Here is a 14,671-nt window from a genome sequence, read left to right as displayed (position 1 = left end):
TAGTCACGTTGTGTACGTTTAACTCGTTGTTCTCGTTTATGTTCCATAAAATAAGTCTCTTAAGGTGTAAACTTATTTCAGGACGGGACATTCTGTTGAAATAAAAAAGCGCCGAAGGGCGCTTTTTTTAACGGTGAAACTGATGTTCACAAGGAATACCGTCACCATCTCCATCCATCTGGATACCAGGGCAATTTCGCAAAAAGAATACCGCTTCATCATAAGAGTGCATCTGGCTACAGTGGGTTCTGCCATCACACTGATAAGGTGACGACACTGAAGTGGAGGAAGTAGTACTTCTAAGAGGGGTATTGGTGGATACCTCTAAATTCTTCTTAGCTTGTTCGCTTAGGCCTTGTTCAGGTAAATTACCTAAGGCTGCACGTTGTTCTGAAACCAGCCTTTTCTGTTCTTGTATTAAATACTCAAGTTGCTGTTGCTTTTGTATTTTATAGTTTTGGTATTTTCCATAAGCCAATACAGCAAGTATGACGATAATAACTATGCCGATACTGATAAACAGTTTAGATAATGCTGGCTTTTTAAGCGGATGATAGAGTGTTGCTCTTTCTACCTGAAGATCATTATGTTGACTGACACTGGGTGAAGGCGTCTTTTGATATGAAATATCTAAGCGAACAATATGATCCGCTTTAAACCTCCCTTGATCCTCCACAATTAGAAACTTTAACTTTTCACCATTTTTCGGTAAAACATTTTTGTTTGGGAAATCTTTTATGTGGAAGAATAAATCTTTTGCCTCCCCTTCAATTTCGATAAAACCAAAACCACGTTCTTGATTATAAGTTTTGATCTTCCCCTCTTGAAACATAAGCAGCTCTTGTATTTGATATTTTGAGTAATTATATTCAGAAATCCTTTAAAATTTTCAAATAAAAAAGCACCGTACGATGCTTTTGTATTTGAATGATGAGACAAATAGCTTAATAAAATTATAATAGGCCTGCTTATACCTAACTTAAATTTCTCCAAAAATCATAAAACCGATCGCTGTTACCAGCGCCAACCAGAGTGTGGGGCTAAAGAAAGTAGTATGGCGTACTGGAGTAACCATCGCTGCAGGAGCTAGAGACGGTAGCGCAACCACTTCAGAGACCAACTCTTCCTGACGCTTAATATCCAGACGTACCATATTGTCCAGTTGAATCGTATTCTGCTCTTCAATTATTCTAAATTTAAGTCGCTCCCCGACTTGTGGCGCGATCTCAGAGGAAGGTAGATCCTGTAAGCGAAAATCGAGCTCTTGCGGCTTTTCTATGAGCTCAATCGTTCCAGTCCCACGTCTGACATCGTAGGTTTTAATTCTTCCATCTGTAAACATGATATATGTCCCTAGATCATTCAACAGATGCGTATTTTATATGGAAAGGTTTAAAGGATATTGTTGAACTTTGGTGAGTATTTTATTGTTTTAGTAATGCTATACAGAACTTGGATTACACAAGCTTCTACAAATCACGTTAGCGTAATACTCAAATAAAAAAAGAGGCTCTAAAGCCTCATTCTGGATATATTTTCCAAGCAAAATTAACGCTTTAAATTCGACAATAGGGCTGAGGTAATCGAAGTATTGACTGCTACCGCTTTGGCTTTTTTGGCTTTTTTGGATTTGTCTTCTACACGTTCAATTTTGATGGCTTTGTAGCGATCTCCATTTTGAACTACATTAAATTTTACCCGGTCATTGCGTTTCGGTTCACCTGAGTCAGCAGGGAAATCCGAGATATGAAAAAATATCTCACCTTCAGGTGAAGAAATAAAACCAAATCCTTTTTCTGGATTGTACTGCTGTACTTTTCCTTGATATTGCTCGGAAGTCATAAACATCCCCTACTCTGCTTCTGTCAGTATTCAGTATATAAAAAAGAGGCCCTAAAAGCCCCTTTCCTGTGCATTTTTAACCATTAGTCTTTTTGAACTGAACCAAAAATCTTGTCACCTGCATCACCTAGACCCGGCACAATATAACCATTGTGATCTAAGCCTTTATCAATGGCAGCAGTGAAAATCACCACATCCGGATGTGCTTCTTCAACCCGCTTAATTCCTTCAGGCGCCGCCACCAGCACCATGACCCGAATATCTTTACAGCCATTTTCCTTGAGTACATCAATTGCCGCAACCAGTGATGAACCTGTCGCCAGCATTGGATCAATGATCATGGCAATCCGGTTTTGTACATCTGGAACCAGTTTTTTATAATAGGTACGCGCTTCCAGTGTTTCTTCATCGCGTTCCAGCCCCAGTACAGATACTTTGGCACTTGGAATCAGATTCAGAAAACCGTCCAGCATCCCAATCCCTGCACGCAAAATCGGTACAACGGTGATTTTTTTACCCGCAATGCGGTCAACTTTGACTGCACCATCCCAACCGTCAATTTTATGCTCAACCATTGGTAAGTCTTTGGTTGCTTCATAGGTCAGCAGCATAGTTACTTCTTGTGCCAGCTCACGGAAATTTTTCGTGCTGATATCGGCACGACGAAGCAGACCTAATTTATGTCGGATCAAAGGATGACGAATTTCATGGATAGCCACGGGAGAACACCTAAAAGGGTAAAACTAAATTTCTACCATTATAGAGGCTTTTGTTGATTTTTATAAATAAAAAAGCCCCCAATCATGGAGGCTTTTTTGTAATAGCTTAGTCAGGCACGAAATCAGTTAAAACCACTTTGCACCAAAGTGAAAATAAACTGCTGTAATTCAGGCGACAGGGCAAAGAATGCAAACTTGGAGATTGCAATCATTGGATCCGGGTAGACACCCAATACCAACACCAGTAATGCCACTGCCAGTACCATGATACCGCCCACTTTCTGGCCCCAGTGATTCACCGCATCGATACGCGGCGTTTCTGGTGGAGTCATATACATCACCACCATAACACGCAAGTAGTAGTACAGACCGATACCTGAACCAAGAATAACCATTGCTGCAAGGAACCAAGCCTCGCCTGCAACTGCAGTTTTAATCACCAGGAACTTACCAATGAAACCAGCCGTTAACGGGATACCTGCCAGCGATAACATCATGACAGTCAATACCGCTGTCAATACCGGACGGCGCCAGAACAGACCGCGGTATTCCGCCAGGCTGCCTGCTTCGTCAGTATTGTTATACGGGCTGGACATCAAGGTCACTACACCGAAGGCACCTACTGTGGTCAATACATAAGTAATGACATACACGTTCAAGCTTTCAAAAGTCGCAAAACCTTGTACTTGCAAGAAGTCAGTATTACGTGCCGTAACGATCGCCACCAGGATATAACCAAAGTGAGCAATTGAAGAGTAGGCCAGGATACGCTTTAAATTCACCTGCTTTACTGCCAGCAAGTTACCGACCAGAATCGACAGTACCGCAATCACAGTCAGAATCGTAATGAAACTATCAGACAGTAACAAGCCTGAAGACAGGACGTAACGTGCAAACAGACCCAGCGTTGCCACTTTTGCAACTGTCGCCAAGAAAGTCGCAATCGGCGCTGGTGCACCGGCATAGACATCTGGTGTCCATTTGTGGAACGGCGCAAGTGATAACTTGAAGCCAACGGCAAATATAATAAACGCCAGACCCACCACAACTGCTGGTTGGTTGAAGACGCTCAATAACTTGCCTGGTTCGCCAACAAAGCTTAAAGAACCTGTATAAGCATAGATATATGCCATACCCATCAACAACATTGCAGAAGCAGTCGCCGAGAGCACCAGATATTTCACACCTGCTTCAAGCGATTGAGAACGCTGATGTGTATAGGCCAGCAAGCCGTAAACAGGGATCGACATTAACTCAAGGCTGATAAAGAAAGAGGCATAGTGAGAACTTGCTACCATAAGCATTGCACCTGCAACAGATGCCAGCATCAGGATATACAGCTCTTCACGGTTATCTTTATAGGTTTCGATATAAGCATGTGACAAGGTACAACATGCCAGTGCAGCAATCAGAATCATGAACTGGTACAGCATCGTAAACGGATCTACGATGAACATGTTCATGATATTGGCAGGTGCAAATTTACCCGCCAATAAAACAAAGACGATATAGAACGCAGCTAGGTTTAAACCCACTACGGCCGTAGTCGCAACTAAGTTATGGTTACGCTTAATTGCAGTCAACAACATGACCGCGATCGCAGTTAATGCCACGATCATCACAGGTGCTAACGGCATAAGCTCAGAAAAAGACATTGTGAAGTTCATGGCTTATTGGATCTCCACATTTTCAAGTTGAACCGGTGCTTGTTCAGCAACCACTTCAACAACTTCTTGAACTGGAATGTAGCTATTTGCTAACCACGCCATGCTTGAGTTTGAAACATCAAGGAAGCTTTGTGGGTATAGACCAAGCCATACAAGACCAAGCGCACAGATCAGCAGAATCACTACTTCACGCGCGTTCAAATCTTTCAGTGGATGTGTATAGTGCTGTTTTTGCTCTTCGTTTGGTGTACCGAACAATGCCTTGTGAATCAGGATTAAACCGTACAGACCTGCGAACACCAAGCTGATTGCAGCAATGATGGTAAATGTCGGGAATTTGTTGAAAGACCCCATCAGAATCAGGAATTCACCAATAAAGTTACCCAGACCAGGAATACCCACAAGCGCCGCAATGAAGAACATCAGGAAGAATGCAAGATAAGGGAACTGACCACGCATACCGCCCATCAAACGCATATCACGAGTATGCACACGTTCGTAGACTTGACCACACATAATGAACAGTGCAGCAGAAGACAGACCGTGAGCCAGCATCATGATCATCAGACCCTGGAAGGTCAGGATATTACCTGCATAAATCGCCAGTAATACGAAGCCCATGTGCGAAATAGAGGTGTAGGCCAACAGACGTTTCATATCTGTTTGCTGGAATGCACACCAGGCACCGTAGAAGATACCAATCAGACCCAGAATGATCGCGAAGTCTGCAAATTGTGCAGAAGCTGCCGGGAAGAATGGAATCACAAAACGAAGTAAACCGTAAGCTGCTGTCTTGATCAGAATACCGGCAAGGTCTACCGAACCCGCTGTAGGTGCTTGCGCATGTGCATCTGGTAACCAGCCATGTAATGGGAAAACTGGAAGTTTTACCGCAAAGCCGATGAATAAACAGATCATAAACGCATAAGCAACTGCTGGAGCCTGTGCATCAAGCGTATTCGCTACTCCCATCAGGTAGTTGTAGTCGAAACGAATTTCGCCAGTCATGTTGAAACCTACGGTCACCAGACCCAGGATACCAATCAACATGACCAAACCAGCAACTTGCGTATAGATGAAGAACTTGTTTGCCGCATAAACGCGCGATTTACCTTCTGCTCCCTTATGCCCCCAAAGTGCAATCAGGAAATAGATTGGAACCAGCATCATCTCCCAGAAGAAGAAGAACAGGAACATGTCAATCGCAAGGAAAACACCGATCACCCCACCCAGAGACCATAAGAGGTTTAAGTGGAAGAAACCAACGTTCTTCTGAATTTCACCCCACGAACAGCCGACTGCCAGTACACCCAGAAGTGCGGTTAAGCCGACCATCAGCAGTGATAGACCATCTACTGCCAGGTGAATGTTAATCCCCAGAGTTTGAATCCAAGGTAATTTGAACTCGGCTGCCCACGAAGGGTTTGCACCGCCAAGTTCATAGTTATAAGTACCAGACTGCCAGAGGACGATGGTCAAAACCAGCGTCACCAGCATACCAATTAAGGCAATATAGCGTGGCAGGTGTTGGTCGAGTTTATCGACCAACCAGCACACAAAACCTGCAATGAACGGAATGAGGATCAGAGCCGGCAAAATAATATTGTTTGGAGCTTCCATTTTATTTCCCCACTACCTGAATCACGAGCAAGATCATCAGTAGGACAACGACGCCGAGCCCCATGCTTGATGCGTATTCACGCAGTGATCCTGTTTGACGTGAACTGGTAAAGCTGTGACCACCTTTAACAAGTGCAGGAAGTACCAGCCATAGGCCATCAATCGGATCACGACCAAAAATCTTCGCGAACAATAAATATGGTTTAACAAAAATAAGGTCGTAAAGCGCATCGAAACCTAGTGCATTACGGCAAATATTTGCAAGGCCTGCACCCAAAGAAGTCTGGGCAAAAGATTTGACTGCATTGTAGGCAAATGCGAACAATACCACACCTACCGCAAGACCAGCTAAGGCTACACCAATCGCGACATATTCAGCGCCATGTGCGCCTGCTTCCAAAGCTTCAGGAATAATGAACGCTGGAATTTGTGCAGCATTCAGAATATTCATGACGGGTGCTTTCAAAACGATTGCAAGACCTGTTGACAAGACCGCAAGGATTGCCAGTGGCGCCCAGTACGTGATGCCTTTGATTTCATGGTAAGGCGTGTTTTCTTTGCCAAAGAATACAATCCAGATTAAACGGAAAGTATAGATTGAAGTTAAGAATGCACCTGCAACACCAACCCAGTACAGCGTATTGAATACCGGTAAGCCTGCAATATGGCTTTGTGTCCAGACTGCAGCAAGAATCGCATCTTTCGAGAAGAAACCGATGGTCAGGAATGGAATCGCAGCGAGCGCACCACCACCAATGGCAAAACAGGCAAACAGGAATTTGTTCTTGTAGAACAGACCACCCATCTTGAAGATGTTTTGTTCGTGATGGTAAGCCAGAATCACCGCACCTGAAGACAAGAATAACAATGCCTTGAAGAATGCGTGAGTCAGCATGTGGAACAGACCTGCCTGGTAGGCTTCAGCACCAACCGCCATGAACATATAACCCAGCTGACTCATGGTTGAGTAAGCCAGAATACGTTTGATGTCGGTTTGAACCAATGCAGCAAAACCAGCCACCAGCAATGTCACTGCACCCGTAATCGAGATGAACACCATGACTTCAGGGGCCAGTTCAAATACTGTGAACAGACGGCAGCACAGGTAAACACCCGCGGTAACCATCGTTGCCGCGTGGATCAAGGCCGATACAGGTGTTGGACCTGCCATCGCATCTGCTAACCATGTTTGTAACGGGATCTGTGCAGACTTACCCGCAGCACCCAGGAACAACATTAAGGCTGTCCAGATGGTCAATGACGAGCTTTGTGTCATTACAGTTGCCGCATTTTCTACGATGTACTGAGTATTCAATGTGCCGAACTGCTGGAACAACAGGAACATGGCAACCAGCAAGAATACGTCACCAACACGGGTCACTGTGAATGCCTTGATGGCTGCAAAACCATTAGCAGGATTTTGGTAGTAATAACCAATCAGCAAGTAAGAACACAGACCTACACCTTCCCAACCCAAGAATAATAACGCCAGGTTATCGCCCAGAACCAGCAGCAACATGCTGGCAACGAACAGGTTGAAATAAGAGAAGAAACGTGCAAAGTCTTCTTCGCCGCGCATATACCATGAGGCGAAGATATGAATCAGGAAACCAACCCCTGTCACCATGCCCAGCATCAATAATGATAAACCATCAAGATGCAAGCTGATCCCCGGTGCAAAACCGCCGACATTAAACCATGTCCACAGGTGTTGTACCGTCGCGGTTGAACCATTGTTGACAAAGTCCAGACCGGCAATAAGTGCAACCAAGGCCGACAGACCCACTGCACCCACCCCAATAATGGCAGCAACTGATTCAGGCAGTTTATTACGCCCTGCCGCCAAAAGGATGAAACCAATTAACGGGAATAAAATTGTTAGATATAAATAACTCATCCGCGCATCTCACTAGCAGCATCCACATCCAGGTGATGGAAGCGATGATAGAACTGAAGGACGATCGCAAGACCAATACACGCTTCTGCCGCAGCAAGCGTCAAGATCAGGATAAACATGATCTGACCGTCTGGCTGTACCCATGCACTGCCTGCCAGGACGAATGCTAAAGCCGCAGCATTCATCATGATCTCAAGGCTCATTAAAATAAACAGAAGGTTGCGTCGCACCATTACACCGTAAAAACCCAGTGCAAAAAGAATAGATGCAACGATCAAACCATGCTCTAAAGGGATGTTGCCCATTATTCTTTGTCCTCTTCTGCACCTGGCTCACGTTTACCCAGATGGAATGCAGCTACCAGGGCAGCCAGCAATAACATCGCAGCAACTTCTACCAATAATAAATACTGTGTAAAGAGCGCTTGACCCACAGCTTTAGGACCGACCATTTCAGTGCCCATCACCAATGAAGGTTGTGTGTAGTCAGAGTTCAATACCCAAACAACTACAAGACCGATCAGGAAGCTCATCAGTGCCGGGTAAGCCCAGGTAGATGAGGTCAGCCATGTACGTTCTTGTGCAACAGTCTGTTCGCCGAGGTTCAACATCATCACCACGAATACGAACAGGACCATGATCGCACCCGCATAGACAATCACTTCCAGCGCACCGGCAAATGGCGCGCCTACGATCATAAACAGACCAGCAACTGCAAGAAGTGAAACAATCAGGCTAAGTAAGGCATGTACCGGGTTCGTATTGGTCACAACACGAACCGTAGAAACGATGGCCACGAGGGCCATTAAATAAAATGGCCACATCATGGTAATAGACTCCGTACATCAACAGGTGCACTTTCACGCTGTGCTTCACCCTTGCCTTTGCCTGCAACTGCCATACCGGTCACGCGGTAGAAGTTATAGTCAGGGTATTTACCAGGACCAGAAATCAGCAAGTGTTCTTTTTCATAGACCAGGTCTTGACGAACATACTCACTCAGCTCGAAGTCTGGTGTCATTTGAATGGCAGTCGTTGGACAGGCTTCTTCACACATACCGCAGAAAATACAGCGAGAGAAGTTGATACGGAAAAACTCCGGATACCAGCGACCATCTTCTTTTTCAGCTTTTTGTAGTGAGATACAGCCTACTGGACACGCAACCGCACACAGGTTACATGCCACACAACGCTCTTCGCCATCCGGGTCACGCGTCAATACAATACGACCACGGAAACGTGGCGGCACGATTTCTTCGGCTGGGACTTCTGGGTAAAGAATGGTGTCACGTTTACGTGTTGCGTGGCTGAACACCATCCACAACGAACGTACGATTGACCCGAATCCAGCTAGAAATTTAAACATTTTGTTCTCCCTGCTGTCTTAGGCCTGATTCAACAGAATCACAGCACCAGTCACCAAAAGGTTAACCAACGCCAATGGCAAGCAAATTTTCCAACCAAAGTTCATCACTTGGTCATAACGTGGACGCATCAAAGAGCCACGTGCCAATACGAACATCATGACAAAGAAAGCAGTCTTGATAATGAACCAGAATGCCGGTGGCAAGAAATCCAGACCGAACGGCGCTAACCAGCCACCAAAGAATAAGGTTACGATTAATGCTGAGATCAATACCACGTTAACGTATTCCGCAACGAAGAACATGCCCCATTTCATCCCGCCGTATTCTACGTGATAACCTTCGGCCAGTTCCTGTTCTGCTTCCGGCTGGTCAAATGGATGACGGTGAGTTACCGCTACCCCTGCGACCACAAAGATCAGGAAGCCCAAGAACTGAGGAATAACAAACCAGACGTCTTTTTGTGCTTCTACGATTTCACGCATGTTGAATGAGCCGGCAATTGCCACTACACCCATCAGCGAGATGCCGAGGAACACTTCATAAGAAATCGTTTGTGCTGCTGAACGCAGACCACCTAACAGTGCATATTTGTTGTTAGATGACCAACCACCAAACAGCACTGCGTAGACTGCAATCCCCGCCATCGCCATAAAAAACAGCAGGCCGATGCTCATGTCTGCCACACCCAAATACGGTGAAACAGGAATGACCATGAATGACAGCACCGCTGTTGCCATCGCAACGCCTGGTGCCATACGGAATGTCAATTTATCAGCAAATTTTGGTGTCCAGTCTTCCTTGAACATGATTTTCAGCATGTCGGCAACAATCTGGAACATACCGCCCGGACCTACACGGTTCGGACCATAACGGTCTTGCCACAAACCGAGCAAACGACGTTCAATGAAAGACATCAACGCTGCAACTAATACCACAACAAGTAAGATTACGATCGCTTGAAGTACTGAATAGGCGATTGGCCAGTTTTCAGCCCACAGCGGCGTTTGACGGATTAATTCTTGTTCCATGAATTACACTCCTACCGCGACTGAAACAGGCTCTGCAAGAGATACCGTCGGTGCAAGACCGATTGGGTAGCCAATACAACCTGTTGGTAAGTATTCAATCACTTGAACTGGAAGAACGATCGAGTTATCCCCTGCTTTCACAGTAATTTTCTGACCATCCTGAACATTCAAGCGCGCTGCATCCTGTTCACCGACTGCAAAAACCGCTTCAGGAATACGTGATTCCATCGCCGGTGTTTTCACGGTAAATTCGCCGGAAGCAAAAATGTGATGCATCGGAACCAGACGGAAGCTGCCAGCATTCGCAACCACTGGGGCTGGTGCAACGAAAGTACGTGCTGGACGTTTTGGTAGACGATCAAACAGACGAACGCCTGAATCACCACCTTTCAGATGGCCACCCACGTTGTCCTGAAATTTGTTCCACGCTTGTGGAGAGTTCCAGCCTGCCGACCATGCGAATGGTACCAGCGCGGATGGTGTCTGATCACCAACATAACCTTCCATCGAGAAAGTTAAGGCAGAATCTTTGTCCACGGGCTGTTTAGGCTCGTGTACAGATAATGGCGCACGCATCGAAGTACGACCTGAATAACGGCGTGGTTCACGTGCCACTTTCAGACCATGTACACGGAAGCCCGCATCAGGTGCCACATCTAAAATACCTTCTAAAGCAGGTACGTTTTTCGCTACAGACTCGATCACATCATCCAGCAAGGTCCATGAAATGGCTTTACCTTTCACGCCCGTTTCAATCGCATGTAACCAGCGCCAAGATTCCTTGATCGCCAATTCCGGATTGTAATAACTTGGGTCATATACCTGATAGAAACGCTGTGCGCGGCCTTCCTGAGAAACCACTGTACCATCGCCTTCAGCAAAGCTTGCAGCAGAAAGTACAATGTTGGCTTTCTTCACCGTTTCTGTTTCTGAATGATCAAGCACAATCACTTCTTTGCCAGCAAGTGCAGCATCGACTTGGGTCTGCGGTAAACGACGGTAAAGGTCATTTTCAACAATCACGATTGTATCGAAGTCTTGGGCAAAAGCTTGTTCCAGACTGTTACCACCCAGAATTGCAAGACCCATTGAATTCACTTCTGGAACAGTCAAGGTTAAGCCTGCATTACCCAGATTTTGTGCTACTTGTGCAGCCGCTTCCATAATGGCAGCGTCTTGCAAGCTGGTACCAGAGACAATCAGTGGTTTTTTCGCAGCTTTCAGGGTATCAGCAATGGTTTGGGCAAATGCTTTAGCAGCATCGTCCAGACCTGTGATGACTTCACCTTTTACACCCGCAGCAATTGCAAAGCCTAAACGTGCAATATCGTTTGGAGACGCAACCACTTCACCTTCGGCAACGTCAGACAAACGTGTCTGTGTTGCAGCTAGAATGTAAATCGGAGATTTCGCATCTTGAGCAATACGCTGTACCGGTTCAGCCAGCCACTCTTGAGTACGACGCTCTGCCGCCATCTCTTTGCCTTTATTTTTCGCAGCCTGGCGAACAGATAAAGCCATACGTGGTGCAGTTTGAGTTAAATCTTCACCTAGAATTAACACCGCATCGTAGCTTTCGATTTCACGCATCGTCGGGTTATAAACACCCTCGGTTTGCATGATTGAAGCTGCCAGTTCAACCAGATTCTGCTCTTTTTGAGACAGACCTGTTGAATAGTTCTCTTGACCGACCAGCTCACGAAGTGCGAAGTTCGATTCAAGTGATGCACGCGGCGAACCAATACCCAGGACTTTTTTACCCTGAATATTTGCAATCACCGTGTCTAGTGCGGTATCGACTGAAACAGTTTCTACATTGTTGCCTGTACGGAATTGCGGTTGACGTGGGCGATCAGTACGGTTCACATAACCGGTACCGAAACGGCCTTTATCACATAGGAAGTATTGGTTCACTTCACCATTGAAACGGTTTTCAACGCGGCGAAGTTCGCCATAACGTTCACCCGGAGAGATGTTACAACCTGAAGAACAGCCTTGGCATACGCTTGGCGCATACTGCATGTCCCATTTACGGTTATAGCGTTCTGAGTGAGTTTTGTCGGTGAATACACCTGTTGGACACACTTCAGTCAAGTTACCCGAGAATTCAGACTCTAAAGTACCTGATTCAGGGCGACCGAAGTACACACGTGATGCGTTGGCATATACGCCAAAGTCTGTACCACCTGCGTAGTCTTTGTAGTAACGCACACAACGGTAACATGCGATACAACGGTTCATCTCGTGCGCAATAAACGAACCCAGTTCCTGGTTGTAATGCGTACGTTTAGTGAAACGGTAGCGACGACGGTCATGCTGTGTCATCACTGTCATATCTTGCAGGTGACAGTGCCCCCCCTCTTCACAGACCGGACAGTCGTGCGGGTGGTTGGTCATCAAGAATTCAACAACAGAAGCACGGAAATCTACTGCTTCTTTGTCTTCAACCGAGATGTAGGTATTGTCAGCAGCCGGTGTCATACATGACATGACCAAACGACCACGCGTATCTTCTGGATTCGCGTATTGGGTCACAGCACATTGACGGCAAGAACCGACAGAACCTAAGGATGGATGCCAACAAAAGTATGGGATGTCGATGCCGAGACTCAAACATGCTTGCAGCAAGTTTTCCGAGCCGTTGACTTCATACGATTTTCCATCGACATGAATTGTAGCCATAGTCGAATTCCTTAAGCTTGTTCTACGTTGCGGGTTTGAGCGGCAGCATTTACTACTTTTGCTTCAAACTCGCCACGGAAATGTTTGAGTGCGCCCATTAATGGTTCCATCGCACCTGGTGCGTGAGCACAGAAAGTTTTACCAATCCAAAGCTTGCGAGTCAGTTCCTGCAAGTGATCGATATCTTCTTTTTTGCCTGTACCATCTTCAAGTGCTTTCAGCGCTTTCACCGCCCAAGGTAAGCCATCACGGCAAGGCGTACACCAGCCACATGATTCACGGGCAAAGAACTCTTCCAGGTTACGTGTTGCTGAAACCATACATTGCGTTTCATCCACTACCATCAATAAACAGGTTCCTAAACGTGAGCCTGCTTTCATGATGCTTTCTGCATCCATCGGAAGGTCGATATGCTCTGCGGCCAGGAAGTCAGTCGAGGCACCGCCCGGCAACCATGCTTTTAGCTTTAAGCCATCACGCATACCACCGGCATGTTCTTCAATCACTTCACGAGCCGTGGTACCAAATGGAAGCTCCCATAACCCAGGGAATTTCACCTTACCAGATGCACCATAGATTTTAGTGCCTGGATCTTTGGATTTACCCGCAGATAAGCCAATATACCATTCAGGGCCACGCAGCATAATTGCCGGCAAGTTGTTGTAGGTCTCGACGTTGTTGACAATCGTCGGACGACCCCAAGCCCCTGCAACTTGCGGGAATGGTGGTTTGGTACGCGGGTTCGCACGGCGACCTTCCAGCGAGTTAATCAGTGCTGTTTCTTCACCACAGATATAACGGCCTGCACCGGTATGCACGTGCAACTCAAAGTTCCAGCCAGAATCCAGGATATTTTCACCTAGATAACCTTTGGCACGGATTTGTGCAATCGCGTCGTTCAGGTATTTTGCCGCTTCGATATATTCGCCACGGATAAAGATATAACCATGAGTCGCTTCAAGGGTATAGCCGGCAATCAGCATACCTTCAATCAGTTGGTGAGGAAGATCTTCCATCAACAGACGGTCTTTGAACGTACCTGGTTCCATTTCATCGGCATTACAAATCAGGTAACGAGGACCTGAATTGTCATTTGGTGCCATCAGCGACCATTTGATGCCTGCCGGGAAACCTGCACCACCACGGCCCTTTACTGTTGCAGCTTTAATAACTTCCAGCACTTCTTTCGGCTGCATGCCAATGGCTTTTTTAAAGCCGGCATAACCCTCTAGGGCTTCGTAATCATCGGCATTACGAACGTGCTCTTGTTTACTCAGACGCCAGGTCAATGGATGCGTTTCTGGGTTACCGTCACCATAAATTGGTTTTGGTTCAGTATTCATACATACTTCTCCAGCAACTGTTTAACCGAAGTCACTTCAACTAAACCGTGCGTATCTTCATCAATCATTAAGGTTGGGCCCTTGTCACAGTTACCCAGACAGCAAATTGGTAGCAAGGTAAAACGGCCATCAGCAGTCGTCTGACCAAACTGGATACCCAGTTCACGCTGGAAAGCTTCTGCCAAAGTTTCCGCACCCATCAAGAAACACGCAATCGAGTCACACAGTAAAATTACGTGACGACCCACGGGCTGGCGATAAATACGGTTATAGAAAGTCGCTACACCTTCCAAATCTGCAACACTCATGCTGAGCATTTGCGCGATAGCATTCATCTGCGCATCATCTACCCAGCCATTACGGCGTTGTACACACTTCAGCGCATCAAGACACGCTGCACGTGGATATGGATAGTGGCCCATGTGCTGTTCGATTTCGTGGATTTCTTCCTTCGTTAAAATCCCTTCAACATTCACACGTGGCTTTCTATCAGTCAAAATCATCATA

Annotated in this window: 14 protein-coding genes; all 14 read right to left on the bottom strand. The window is 46.1% G+C overall.

The features are described 5' to 3' along the window. Nucleotides 1-127: 127 nt before the first annotated feature. A complete protein-coding gene (locus NI461_RS11325; protein WP_253150752.1) occupies nucleotides 128-832 on the bottom strand; it encodes a cold shock domain-containing protein in 705 nt (234 codons plus the stop codon). Between the two features lie 147 nt (nucleotides 833-979). After that, nucleotides 980-1,342, bottom strand: a complete 363-nt coding sequence (locus NI461_RS11320) for a hypothetical protein (RefSeq protein ID WP_253150750.1) — start codon at nucleotides 1,340-1,342, stop codon at nucleotides 980-982. A gap of 206 nt (nucleotides 1,343-1,548) precedes the next feature. Beyond that, nucleotides 1,549-1,842 carry a cold shock domain-containing protein gene (locus NI461_RS11315; RefSeq protein WP_151203448.1) on the bottom strand — a complete coding sequence of 98 codons (294 nt, stop codon included), beginning with the start codon at nucleotides 1,840-1,842 and terminating at the stop codon, nucleotides 1,549-1,551. An 83-nt stretch (nucleotides 1,843-1,925) separates the two neighbouring features. Next, nucleotides 1,926-2,561, bottom strand: coding sequence for a uracil phosphoribosyltransferase (gene upp, locus NI461_RS11310; protein ID WP_151203447.1), 636 nt, complete (start codon nucleotides 2,559-2,561; stop codon nucleotides 1,926-1,928). 122 nt (nucleotides 2,562-2,683) lie between these two features. Next, nucleotides 2,684-4,228, bottom strand: coding sequence for an NADH-quinone oxidoreductase subunit NuoN (nuoN, locus tag NI461_RS11305; RefSeq protein WP_151207518.1), 1,545 nt, complete (start codon nucleotides 4,226-4,228; stop codon nucleotides 2,684-2,686). A 3-nt stretch (nucleotides 4,229-4,231) separates the two neighbouring features. After that, on the bottom strand, nucleotides 4,232-5,848 hold the full coding sequence (gene nuoM / locus NI461_RS11300) for an NADH-quinone oxidoreductase subunit M (protein ID WP_151203445.1): 1,617 nt from the start codon (nucleotides 5,846-5,848) through the stop codon (nucleotides 4,232-4,234). Between the two features lies 1 nt (nucleotide 5,849). After that, nucleotides 5,850-7,745, bottom strand: a complete 1,896-nt coding sequence (gene nuoL / locus NI461_RS11295; protein ID WP_151207522.1) for an NADH-quinone oxidoreductase subunit L — start codon at nucleotides 7,743-7,745, stop codon at nucleotides 5,850-5,852. Continuing rightward, on the bottom strand, nucleotides 7,742-8,050 hold the full coding sequence (gene nuoK, locus NI461_RS11290; protein ID WP_151203443.1) for an NADH-quinone oxidoreductase subunit NuoK: 309 nt from the start codon (nucleotides 8,048-8,050) through the stop codon (nucleotides 7,742-7,744). Before nuoK ends, nuoL begins: the two co-directional genes overlap by 4 nt. Then, a complete protein-coding gene (gene nuoJ / locus NI461_RS11285) occupies nucleotides 8,050-8,568 on the bottom strand; it encodes an NADH-quinone oxidoreductase subunit J (RefSeq protein WP_171478791.1) in 519 nt (172 codons plus the stop codon). The genes nuoK and nuoJ overlap by 1 nt, the downstream gene beginning before the upstream one ends. Continuing rightward, nucleotides 8,568-9,110 carry an NADH-quinone oxidoreductase subunit NuoI gene (nuoI, locus tag NI461_RS11280; RefSeq protein WP_151203441.1) on the bottom strand — a complete coding sequence of 181 codons (543 nt, stop codon included), beginning with the start codon at nucleotides 9,108-9,110 and terminating at the stop codon, nucleotides 8,568-8,570. Before nuoI ends, nuoJ begins: the two co-directional genes overlap by 1 nt. A gap of 18 nt (nucleotides 9,111-9,128) precedes the next feature. Then, entirely contained in the window at nucleotides 9,129-10,139 is a 1,011-nt protein-coding gene (nuoH, locus tag NI461_RS11275; protein WP_151203440.1) for an NADH-quinone oxidoreductase subunit NuoH, read from the bottom strand. A gap of 3 nt (nucleotides 10,140-10,142) precedes the next feature. Next, nucleotides 10,143-12,821 carry an NADH-quinone oxidoreductase subunit NuoG gene (nuoG, locus tag NI461_RS11270; protein WP_253157335.1) on the bottom strand — a complete coding sequence of 893 codons (2,679 nt, stop codon included), beginning with the start codon at nucleotides 12,819-12,821 and terminating at the stop codon, nucleotides 10,143-10,145. 11 nt (nucleotides 12,822-12,832) lie between these two features. Beyond that, nucleotides 12,833-14,164 (bottom strand): NADH-quinone oxidoreductase subunit NuoF, encoded by a 1,332-nt coding sequence (gene nuoF / locus NI461_RS11265; RefSeq protein WP_151203438.1) that lies wholly within the window; start codon nucleotides 14,162-14,164, stop codon nucleotides 12,833-12,835. Next, nucleotides 14,161-14,670, bottom strand: a complete 510-nt coding sequence (gene nuoE / locus NI461_RS11260; RefSeq protein WP_151203437.1) for an NADH-quinone oxidoreductase subunit NuoE — start codon at nucleotides 14,668-14,670, stop codon at nucleotides 14,161-14,163. The genes nuoF and nuoE overlap by 4 nt, the downstream gene beginning before the upstream one ends. Between the last annotated feature and the right edge of the window lies 1 nt (nucleotide 14,671).

It is taken from the genome of Acinetobacter sp. S4400-12, assembly GCF_024129495.1.
Lineage (GTDB): Bacteria > Pseudomonadota > Gammaproteobacteria > Pseudomonadales > Moraxellaceae > Acinetobacter > Acinetobacter lwoffii_C.
The sequence above is the reverse complement of the archived record's forward strand: the minus strand, read 5'-3'. Positions and strand labels throughout refer to the sequence as shown.

What these genes read in the sequence shown, in the direction of transcription:
- NI461_RS11325 (WP_253150752.1), bottom strand. Translation starts at nt 832, where the DNA reads ATGTTTCAAGAGGGGAAGATCAAAACTTATAATCAAGAACGTGGTTTT.
- NI461_RS11320 (WP_253150750.1), bottom strand. Translation starts at nt 1,342, where the DNA reads ATGTTTACAGATGGAAGAATTAAAACCTACGATGTCAGACGTGGGACT.
- NI461_RS11315 (WP_151203448.1), bottom strand. Translation starts at nt 1,842, where the DNA reads ATGACTTCCGAGCAATATCAAGGAAAAGTACAGCAGTACAATCCAGAA.
- nuoN (WP_151207518.1), bottom strand. Translation starts at nt 4,228, where the DNA reads ATGAACTTCACAATGTCTTTTTCTGAGCTTATGCCGTTAGCACCTGTG.
- nuoM (WP_151203445.1), bottom strand. Translation starts at nt 5,848, where the DNA reads ATGGAAGCTCCAAACAATATTATTTTGCCGGCTCTGATCCTCATTCCG.
- nuoL (WP_151207522.1), bottom strand. Translation starts at nt 7,745, where the DNA reads ATGAGTTATTTATATCTAACAATTTTATTCCCGTTAATTGGTTTCATC.
- nuoK (WP_151203443.1), bottom strand. Translation starts at nt 8,050, where the DNA reads ATGGGCAACATCCCTTTAGAGCATGGTTTGATCGTTGCATCTATTCTT.
- nuoJ (WP_171478791.1), bottom strand. Translation starts at nt 8,568, where the DNA reads ATGTGGCCATTTTATTTAATGGCCCTCGTGGCCATCGTTTCTACGGTT.
- nuoI (WP_151203441.1), bottom strand. Translation starts at nt 9,110, where the DNA reads ATGTTTAAATTTCTAGCTGGATTCGGGTCAATCGTACGTTCGTTGTGG.
- nuoH (WP_151203440.1), bottom strand. Translation starts at nt 10,139, where the DNA reads ATGGAACAAGAATTAATCCGTCAAACGCCGCTGTGGGCTGAAAACTGG.
- nuoG (WP_253157335.1), bottom strand. Translation starts at nt 12,821, where the DNA reads ATGGCTACAATTCATGTCGATGGAAAATCGTATGAAGTCAACGGCTCG.
- nuoF (WP_151203438.1), bottom strand. Translation starts at nt 14,164, where the DNA reads ATGAATACTGAACCAAAACCAATTTATGGTGACGGTAACCCAGAAACG.
- nuoE (WP_151203437.1), bottom strand. Translation starts at nt 14,670, where the DNA reads ATGATGATTTTGACTGATAGAAAGCCACGTGTGAATGTTGAAGGGATT.